The sequence below is a fragment of the Arthrobacter rhombi genome, from assembly GCF_900163545.1.
In the GTDB taxonomy this organism is placed as follows: domain Bacteria; phylum Actinomycetota; class Actinomycetes; order Actinomycetales; family Micrococcaceae; genus Arthrobacter_H; species Arthrobacter_H rhombi_A.
In genome coordinates, this window is the sequence record NZ_FUHW01000035.1 from 21,908 (window position 1) to 31,378 (window position 9,471).

Annotated in this window: 8 protein-coding genes, 1 tRNA gene and 1 pseudogene; 3 read left to right on the forward strand and 7 right to left on the reverse strand. The window is 62.2% G+C overall.

Annotated elements, in window-relative coordinates; translation table 11 throughout:
- Positions 1–58: 58 nt before the first annotated feature.
- Positions 59–140: transfer RNA gene (locus tag FM101_RS09890), tRNA-Tyr, on the reverse strand.
- A gap of 182 nt (positions 141–322) precedes the next feature.
- On the opposite strand from FM101_RS09890, the gene FM101_RS09895 reads away from it, so the two are divergent.
- The gene (locus tag FM101_RS09895; protein WP_086999056.1) at positions 323–811 is read left to right on the forward strand and encodes a YajQ family cyclic di-GMP-binding protein; all 489 of its coding nucleotides are present in this window, start codon (positions 323–325) and stop codon (positions 809–811) included.
- A gap of 103 nt (positions 812–914) precedes the next feature.
- Here FM101_RS09895 and FM101_RS09900 read toward each other — a convergent pair whose 3' ends face one another.
- The 5 genes from FM101_RS09900 to htpX form a co-directional block, all read right to left on the reverse strand.
- On the reverse strand, positions 915–1,625 hold the full coding sequence (locus FM101_RS09900) for a hypothetical protein (RefSeq protein ID WP_158225903.1): 711 nt from the start codon (positions 1,623–1,625) through the stop codon (positions 915–917).
- Positions 1,626–1,941: 316 nt separating this feature from the next.
- Complete coding sequence (efeB, locus tag FM101_RS09905) at positions 1,942–3,261, reverse strand: iron uptake transporter deferrochelatase/peroxidase subunit (protein WP_198962395.1); 1,320 nt, start codon at positions 3,259–3,261, stop codon at positions 1,942–1,944.
- Positions 3,262–3,266: 5 nt separating this feature from the next.
- Complete coding sequence (gene efeO, locus FM101_RS09910; protein ID WP_086999062.1) at positions 3,267–4,433, reverse strand: iron uptake system protein EfeO; 1,167 nt, start codon at positions 4,431–4,433, stop codon at positions 3,267–3,269.
- 46 nt (positions 4,434–4,479) lie between these two features.
- Positions 4,480–5,337 (reverse strand): iron uptake transporter permease EfeU, encoded by an 858-nt coding sequence (gene efeU, locus FM101_RS09915; RefSeq protein ID WP_086999065.1) that lies wholly within the window; start codon positions 5,335–5,337, stop codon positions 4,480–4,482.
- Between the two features lie 150 nt (positions 5,338–5,487).
- Entirely contained in the window at positions 5,488–6,354 is an 867-nt protein-coding gene (htpX, locus tag FM101_RS09920; protein WP_086999068.1) for a zinc metalloprotease HtpX, read from the reverse strand.
- A 246-nt stretch (positions 6,355–6,600) separates the two neighbouring features.
- Between htpX and FM101_RS09925 the strand changes: the two genes are divergently transcribed.
- Together FM101_RS09925 and FM101_RS09930 are read left to right on the forward strand one after the other, a co-directional pair.
- Positions 6,601–7,065: a Fur family transcriptional regulator gene (locus FM101_RS09925; RefSeq protein ID WP_086999070.1), complete on the forward strand. Its 465-nt coding sequence runs from the start codon at positions 6,601–6,603 to the stop codon at positions 7,063–7,065.
- Positions 7,066–7,111: 46 nt separating this feature from the next.
- Complete coding sequence (locus FM101_RS09930; protein WP_086999073.1) at positions 7,112–8,608, forward strand: catalase; 1,497 nt, start codon at positions 7,112–7,114, stop codon at positions 8,606–8,608.
- 90 nt (positions 8,609–8,698) lie between these two features.
- On the opposite strand, the pseudogene FM101_RS09935 reads toward FM101_RS09930, so the two are convergent.
- A pseudogene (locus FM101_RS09935) lies at positions 8,699–9,471 on the reverse strand (pyridine nucleotide-disulfide oxidoreductase); the annotation flags it as partial.

Sequence of the window (9,471 nt, forward strand, 5' to 3'; positions counted from 1 at the left end):
GAGAAAACCCCGGACTCGTGAGTCCGGGGTTTTCAGCGGTCCGCGCTGGGACCGTGGGTGGCAGATACTGGATTCGAACCAGTGAAAGCGATGCTAGCTGATTTACAGTCAGCCCCCTTTGGCCACTCGGGAAATCTGCCCGAAGTTCCGTAATGGAACGAGTAGAAACTTTACCGAAATTCCTGCCAAGAATCGAATCGGCTTTCCAACCGGGCTCCGGCGACGTGCTGAAGCCTGGCTCCCGGCGCCTTGATGGGGTGCCCCAGTGCGCCCCTGCCGATAGGCTGGAGGCCAATGCAGGAAATCAACTTGAGGAGGACTTGTGGCCAGTGAATCCACATTCGATGTCGTGAGCAAGGTCGACAGCCAGGAAGTTTCGAACGCGATGAACCAGGCCCAAAAGGAGATCTCGCAGCGCTATGACTTCAAGGGCGTCGGAGCCGAACTCGACTTCAGCGGCGACAACATCTTGTTGAAAGCCAGTTCAGAAGAACGTGTCAAGGCAGTGTTGGACGTCTTCCAGTCCAAACTGGTCAAGCGAAAGATCTCATTGAAGTCCTTGGACGCGGGCGAACCTTACGCCTCGGGCAAGGAGTACCGGATCGAGGCCTCCATCAAGGAGGGGATCGCCCAGGACGTCGCGAAGAAGATCAATAAGCAGATCCGTGACGAAGCACCCAAGGGCGTGAAGTCCACCATCCAGGGCGACGAGCTGCGGGTCTCTTCAAAGTCCCGCGATGATCTGCAGGCGACGATGGAGATGCTGCGCAAATTCGAGGATGTTGACTTGCAGTTCGTGAACTTCCGCTAGCTCTTCACCTCACGCACGCTGCGGGGCCGCCGTCCTGCTGGATGGCGGCCCCGCAGCATCTGGGCTTCAGGTTTAACGAGAGATCAGTTGATGGCCCCGGCCGTTAGTTGTCCGTCTCCGGTGGGGAGGTCAACGTCAAGGTTTCGCCGTCCGGACGCGGGATTTCAATGCCGCCCAAGTCATCGGCGGTCTCAGTACCCATGGCGAGCGTGATCGAGTGATCAACGTTGTCCATGATTTCCACGGGTGGCCGGAGGTCCTGATGGTTTCCGGGGATCGCCAGAATGGTCTTTTTCACTTGTGGCATCTCCATGTCCGGTGGGAGCAGGTGGGCCACCAGACCATCAGAGCCCTCGCCCTGATCCACGCGTACTGAGAGCCCCTGTTGCTGGACCTCCGGAATCGTGCTGCATTGGATTCCGGGGCTTCCGTAATCCACCGGGGTAGCATCCCCGTGGCCCGGGGTCGCCCAGGCGATGAAGCAGAGGTTGTCCTCCGAGTCGGTGGCTATAAATTGTGCGGTATACGACGAACTACCCAGCCAGCGAACACTGTCGCGGTTGATGTTTCCGAGGTCGGCCTTTGCGGGCAGCTGATCATCCTCACCCGGTGTGCGTTTCAGGGCGGGGTAGAGCTCTTCCGCTTGGGGTGGGGGCGTCTGCTGCGCTGTTTCGGTTGCCGGTCCAGAGGAATTACTTCCCTGGACTTCGCTCGAGCTGGCTGGCGCGGATTCGGGTTCTGAAATACAGGCGCTGCTACCGACGAGAACAGCTCCCACCGACAATGTGCTGATGATGAGTCTTGCGTGTTTCACAATCATCGTCTCCTGAGCGTTGTCGCGGACCTACCGTCGTCTCCGTAGGACCGCACCGTGCGTTAATTGCCGCCGTTTTCCAATGATTCAACACACTGAGTCTAGGAAGTTACTGCCGCCACTTCAATGATGCATTACTACGGAATACCAGTGACAGTTTTTGCTCCTGCCTACGAGTGTTTGCGTTATATGGCGCACCGTCGGGTGCTGTCAGGAGCAGCGGCGCGGGTATGGGACAGAAGCAACGGATCAATCTCGCGTGCACCCACTCGCGAGAGACCTCCGGCCACTCATGAAACCTGGCTTCGACGCGATTTTACGTCGCTGACTTGAACAGGCCTTCGCCCAGGTAGCCATCCGGGTCGGTCACCCCTGGGGGAACGGCAAAGAGACCTGACCCCGTGTGTTTCAGATACTCAACCAGTAGATCGTTCTTGGCCATGGCCATTTGCATCGGCACGTAGTGGGTACGCGGATCCACCACGTAGGCAATGAAGAACAGACCAGCGTCGAGCCGCCCCAGACCATCGGAGCCGTCCGTGTAGTTGAATCCGCGGCGCAGCATCCTCACACCCCCGTTCCGGCTCGGATGGGCCAGGGCGACATGTGAGTCCCCCGCAATCAATGGACCTGCGGAACCCTTCATATCGAAGTCGGGTTCGTCGAACTCGGCGCCGCCCGAAAGGGGTGCACCTTCTCGTTTGGTCCGTCCGATGTCCAGTTCTTGTTCGCGCAACGAGGTGCGGTCCCAGGTTTCAATGTGCATCCGGATCCGGCGAGCCACCATATAGGTCCCGGCATTCATCCACGCTTGTCCGCCCGTGGCCCCTGAGACCCACACGTGGTCGGCCACGGCCTGGGTTTCCTGCGATTTGACGTTCGCGGTCCCATCTTTGAAGCCGAAGAGGTTTCGTGCGGTGACCTGGTCGGTCGAGGTGGAGGACGTGCGTCCGAAGCCGATTTGGCTCCACCGCACACGAGCACGACCGAAGCCGATCCGCGCCAGGTTGCGGACGGCGTGGACGGCGATTTGCGGATCGTCGGCGCAGGCCTGGACCACCAGATCACCATCACTACGGTGTTCTTCCAGCGCGTCACCGGGAAAGTGCGGTAGCTCGATCAGCGCCTCGGGCATCCGATCGCCCAACCCGAAACGGTCCTTCCCTCCGTGGGTGAAGAGGCTGCGTCCAAAGCCGATGGTCACGGTGAGGTGGCTCGCGGGAAGATCCAACGCTTCGCCGGTGTCCTCCGGTGGAGCGTCATAGGCGCCCCCCGTGGCCCCCTTTGGGCCCCCGACCGGCTGGCCAGCGGTCATCGATTCGATCGCGGCCGTCCAATCCTTCAGCAGCGAGATCAGCTCGTCTCGGTCAGCTGTCGTGACGTCGAAGGCGGCCGTATGCATCCGGTCCTGTGCTTCGGTCTCGATTCCCGCCTGGTGCTCCCCCCTGAAAGGAACGACGTCTTGTTGTGCTTTCGGAGTGGAAACACGTTCCACGGCGGCGGCCCCCGTGGCACCTGCTGCAGCACCGACCACGCCGCCGATGCCTGCGGCTGCGAACAAGGTCCGGCGTCGTAGACCACGGGCCGGCGGCCCCTGCTCCTGGACCGTTGCCTCTTCGAGGTGTTCTTCCTCCACGGCTGCTACTTCACCACCGCGGCGGTGAGCCGGGATAATGGTTCCGCCAAGGCGTCGACGCCAGCGGCGAGTTCCTGGGTCTGGGTTTCGGTCAATTCGTCGAAGTACACGAACCCGTCTCCACGTTTGTACTGGTCCAGGAGCTTCTGCAGCGCGGTGAAGTTCTTTTCGAGGCTGGCATCGAGCTTCGCGTCGTCCTGGTCGAGCAACGGTTTGAGATCCTCGTAGGCGATGCGGGCCCCGTCGACGTTGGCTTGGAAGTCCCAAAGATCCGTGTGAGACCAGATCTCCTCTTCACCGGTGACCTTCCCCGTGGCCACCTCGTCAAGGAGTTCCTTGGCCCCGTTGGCCAGCGCATCCGCAGTGAACTCGACTTCCAGGGTGCGGGCCTGTAGCTCCTCGGTATCGGCGACCATCTGGTCGGCGATCTTCTGGCGTTGGGCGGAACTCATGTCCTGATAGTCGCCCTTCGGCGGCCACAGGTCCTTCTCCGCCCGGTGCCAACCGGTCCACTCCTGCCCCGGCTCCAGATCGGCTTCTCGGGCGTCAAGGATCGGGTCCAGGTCGCCGAATGATTCGGCCACCGGCTCGATGCGTTCCCAGTGCATACGCGTCGATGCGTAGAGCTTCTTGGCCTGTTCCGTGTCACCTTCCGCGAAGGCCCGGGCGAACTTTTTGGTACCTGACAGCAGCTGGTCGGTCTGATCCTTGACGTAGGCGCTGTACTGCGTGGTGGCGGTCTCCTGCAAGGCAGCCCGGTCGGCGCTGATCTCCTCGCCCTCGGGCACCGGTCCCACAGCAAAATCCGCCCGGATGCCGTCGCCGACCATGCCTGGTTTGCAAGCAGTAGCGTAATTTCCTTCCGGAGCCACCACCACCAAGTCCCGGCTCAGACCGGGCCCGATATTCTCCACCTCTCCAATAATGCGCAGACCGTCTTCTGCCAGCAGATAAAATTCGGTGACCTGGGATCCTTCGTTTTTTACCGAGAATTTAAGCGTTCCCCCGGGCACGCTTTCGGCGCTCACCTCGCAGGTGTCATCGGTGCTGGTCACCGCAATGGTGCCGTCCTCGCCACCGGCTGCGGTCGCATTGTTATCGGTGCAACCGGCCAGAGTGAGCGCGGCTACCGCTAGGGCGGCGATAGCGGGGAGGGCGCGGTTGGAGGTCATGGGGATCCTTGTAGGGTCGAGGCGAATTCGCGGAGGCGACGTAAATTTAGGCGTTTGAACCGACGGCGGTATCGGCCGATGAACTCGTCCGGGCCTTCGGGCTCCCGCGGCGCAGGCCCCGGAAGTAGAAGTAGAAAACGGGGACGACATAAGCTGTCCATGCGGTCGCCTCAAGCCAGGTGGTGGCCGGGGAGAAATTGAAGACCCCCTTGAGTACGGTGCCGTACCAACTCGAGGGCGGGATGATGTGGGAGACGTCGAAGGCCAGGCGATGCAGCCCCGGTAGGATGCCGGCTTCCTGCAGATCGTGGATGCCATAGGCCAGGACACCTGCAGCAACGATGATCAACGCCGCGCCGGTCCAGCTGAAGAACTTGGCGAAGTTGATCTTGACGGCACCGCGGTGGATCAAGGCGCCCAGGACGACGGCGACGGCGAGGCCAAGCCCTGCACCGGCGATGGGTTCCCACGTCTCGCCGGTGGCGCGGGCTGCAGCCCAGATGAACAGGGCAGTTTCCAAGCCCTCCCGGCCAACGGCCAAGGCGGCAACGAGGACGAGCACCCAGGCCTTCCCATCGGCCGCGCCGTCTACTTTATGGCGCAGGTCGGTGGCCATGGACCGTGAGGTCCGGGCCATCCAGAAGATCATCCACGTGACGAACCCGACGGCGACCAGGGAGAGGGTCCCGCCGATGGCCTCTTGCGCTTCGAAGGTCAGGCCGCGCGGGCCGAAAGTCAGCAGCGCCCCGAAGGCCAGCGATACGGCTACCGCGACGCCGACACCTGCCATAATCCGCGGTACCAGATGGGTCCGCCCGGTCTTGCCCAAGTAGGCCAAAAGGAGCACGACGATCAGAACGGCTTCGAGCCCTTCCCGCAGGCCGATCAGAAAATTCGCGATCATTATGGTGCTTCCGGATGGGCGTCAAAGTGTCTAGGTAAGCCTTACCTATGCCCATGACGATACGCAACCCTTGCCCAATGACCAAACGGGCGTTCCAGGGTCAAGGACCTGCCAACGCCCACCCGCCGTTGACGTCAGTGATCCATCCGGCTATTCCAGCGGGCGACCTGCCATCTTTTCCAGCCGGGCAATCCTGTCGGCCATGGGCGGGTGCGTAGCAAAGAGCTTCTTCGCGCCACCGAGGAAAGGATTGGCGATCATGAGGTGGGAAGTGTTGACCAGGTTCTGCTCCTCGGGCAACGGGGCCCGCTGGACTCCCGTTTCAAGCTTTCGCAACGCAGAAGCCAGGGCCAGCGGATCGTTGGTCAACGTGGCACCGTCTTCGTCGGCGTCGTATTCACGGGTCCGACTGATCGCCATCTGGATCAGCGCCGCTGCCAGCGGGGCCAGCAACGCTGTCGCGATCATGGCCAGTGGGTTGGCATTGCGGCGGTCACCTCCGCCGAAGAAGAGCATGAATTGGGCCACGGAGGTCACGACCCCGGCGACCGCGGCCGCCACCGAAGAGGTCAGGATGTCCCGGTTGTAGACGTGCATGAGCTCATGCCCCAGCACTCCGCGCAGTTCACGTTCGTCCAGCAGGTTCAGGATGCCCTCGGTGCAGCAGACGGCCGCGTTTTGCGGGTTCCGACCGGTGGCGAACGCATTCGGGGCCGCCGTCGGGGAGACGAACAACCGCGGCATCGGCTGGCCGGCACTAATGGAGAGCTGGTTGACGATTCGGTACATCGCCGGCTGCTCCTGCTCGGTCACCGGATAGGCCTGCATGGAGCGGATGGCGATCTTATCGCTATTCCAATACCCATAGGCCGTGGTCCCCAGCCCGATGAGGGCGAAGATCCAAATGAACGACGAGCGGCCCGTCCCGGAGGCGATCAGCGATCCGATGACCAACAGCAGGGCGAACATGCCGCCAAGCAGGGCGGCCGTCTTGAGACCGTTGAAATGGTTGTGCACCGGGTTCCACTCCTTGATAGTGCTTCTGACCATCGAGATGACGGCCGGGTTAACTGGTTAACGGCCCGCTTTCCCCCGGTGTTCCGGATGAGCCGCGGATCACACCGCGGGAGAGCCGGAGTAGCGGGCACACCGACCCTTGATCCTATGACACCCTCCGGGGCATCACACAGCCCCCTTGATCAATGGCGGTCGACTTAGCGTGCCCTATCTTGACTTCATCAAAATAGGGAGTTGAATAGGGGTATGGATCACACGGAGCAGCTACACGAATTGGGACTGCGCGTGACACGCCAGCGCCTGGCCGTGCTGCGCTTCTTGGAAACGAATCCGCACTCCTCCGCCGACACGGTGGCTTCCGGGGTGCGTGAGGAGTTACCCGAGGTGTCCATGCAGTCCGTCTATAACGTGCTGAACGACCTCACGGCGCTGGGGATGTTGCGGCGGTTTACTCCGCCCGGCTCCGCGGCCCTGCACGAGACGCGCGTGGACGACAACCACCACCATGCGGTGTGCATGGCCTGTGGACGGATCGAGGATGTCGAGTGCGCGGTGGGCCACGCCCCCTGCCTCTCTCCCTCCGATACGCATGGCATGAACATCCAGATCGCTGACGTGGTCTATCAGGGGGTATGCGCTTCCTGCAGGGAATCTGCGCAGGCCACCGAAGTTGCCGGTTCCGGGGCTCCGGTTCCGGAGAACGTCGCCTGAGACCGCCCAGCCATCGACCAGAAACCATCACCTGAAGGAGAACCTCTTGTCTGAGAACTTCACCACCACACAAAGCGGTGCCCCCGTCCCCAGCGACGCGCATTCGCTGACCACCGGCGCCAATGGCGTCACCGCCTTGCATGACCGTTACCTGGTCGAGAAGCTGGCCTCGTTCAACCGCGAACGTGTCCCGGAGCGCAACCCGCACGCCAAGGGTGGCGGCGCTTTCGGCGAACTGACCATCACCGAGGACGTCTCGAAGTACACTCGTGCCGCGGTTTTCCAGCCCGGTGCGAAGTCCGAGACCCTGGCCCGCTTCTCCTCCGTGGCCGGCGAGCAGGGCTCCCCCGACACCTGGCGTGACGTACGTGGATTCGCACTGCGTTTCTACACCACCGAAGGCAACTACGACATCGTCGGCAACAACACCCCGGTGTTCTTCATCCGCGATGGCATCAAGTTCCCGGACTTCATTCACTCGCAGAAGCGCCTGAACGGCTCAGCCCTGCGTGATGCCGACATGCAGTGGGATTTCTGGACCCTCTCCCCCGAGTCCGCACACCAGGTCACCTACGTCATGGGCGACCGCGGCCTGCCGACTTCCTGGCGTGAGATGAACGGCTACGGTTCACACACCTACCAGTGGATCAACGCCGAAGGCGAGCGCTTCTGGGTGCAGTACCACTTCCAGTCCCGCCAGGGCGTCCACAACATGAACAACGAGGAGGCAGAGAAGCTCGCGGGCTCCGACGCCGACTTCTACCGCCGCGACCTGTACGACAACATCGAGGCCGGAAACTTCCCGACCTGGGACGTGTTCGTGCAGATCATGCCGTACGAAGACGCCAAGACCTACCGCTTCAACCCCTTCGACATCACCAAGGTGTGGCCGCACGCCGACTACCCGCTGGTGAAGGTCGGCCACTTTACGCTGAATCGCAACCCGCAGAACTTCTTCGCCGAGATCGAGCAGGCCGCCTTCTCACCGTCGAACATGGTTCCGGGCACCGATATCAGCCCCGATAAGATGCTGATGGCCCGCGTCTTCTCCTACCCGGATGCCCAGCGCAACCGCATCGGAACGAACTACAACCAGTTGCCGGTCAACCAGCCGCACGCTGCCCACGTGAACACGTACATGCACGAAGGCAACATGCAGTACCACTTCAACGACGCGACGACCCGCCCCTACACCCCGAACTCGTACGGTGGAGCGGCAGCCGAGCCGGAGCGTGCCGGCGAAGGCAGCTGGGAAACCGACGGCACGCTCGTTCGTGCCGCGCAGACCCTGCGGAGCGAAGACAGCGACTTCGGCCAGGCCGGAACGCTGTACCGTGACGTTTTCAGCGCCGAGTCCAAGGAGCGCTTCCACGACAACCTACTCGGCCAGGTCGCAGGAATCACCCGTGACGACATCCGTGAGCGCTTCTTCCAGTACTGGACGAACGTGGACGAGAACCTCGGTCAGATTCTGCGCGATGGCTACGCAGCAGGCAATCAGGGCACGACCGATGGCGCGTCGGAGCAGTCCGGCAAGGCCTAAGCACCCCGCCACCGGTACCCATCGGTGACCCGCAGAAAAGCCCGGGATCCCTTCAAGGGGATCCCGGGCTTTTCTCGTGGCCTCGCGGAACTACTGTTGCTGGGAGATGCGCACCATCTCGTCGCGCTCCACCACTTTGACCCGCTCGCGGGACACGGGCCCGCGGCTGGTTTCCACCGTGCCTGCCGCCTCGCCCAGCGCATGCTCATGGGCGTCCAGCGCGACCCAACCCTCCCAGGTCGTATAAGCGACTTCGCGTTCCGCGAGTAGTTCGATGATCGCCTGCTCATCGGGGTGTATCGCGGCGGGCAGTTCGAGCCGATCCTCGAGCAGGTTACCAATGGTTTCCAGGGCATCACCCTTGGTGCTTCCGATCAGGCCCACCGGCCCCCGCTTGATCCACCCGGTGGCATACAGTCCCGAAATCTTCTCCCCGTCATCGTGCAGGACACGGCCGCCCTCGTTCGGAATCACGCCACGGTTCGGGTCGAATCCGACCTCCGCGAGTTCCGAGCCGAAGTAGCCGATGGCCCGGTAGACGGCCTGGACGTCGTAGTCCACGATGTCCCCGGTCCCGCGCACGTTACCGGTGCCATCGAGTTCCTGGCGTTCGAATCGGATGCCTTCAACGGCCCCGTTGTTCCCGGTGATCTCCACCGGGGCGTGCAGGAAGTGCAGATGCAGTCGCCGCGAGGCAGGGGTCCTGGTACCGGCCTCCTCGGCCTCTTCACGGTCTTCCTGCTCGATGAGCCAGTTGGTGAGGGTGTTGACCATGGTCTTGGCCTGGTTGTTGGTTTTGATCGTCTCATCGGAGGCGGCATCGAATTCGAAGTCCTCCGGGTAGAGGACGATGTCCACGTCCT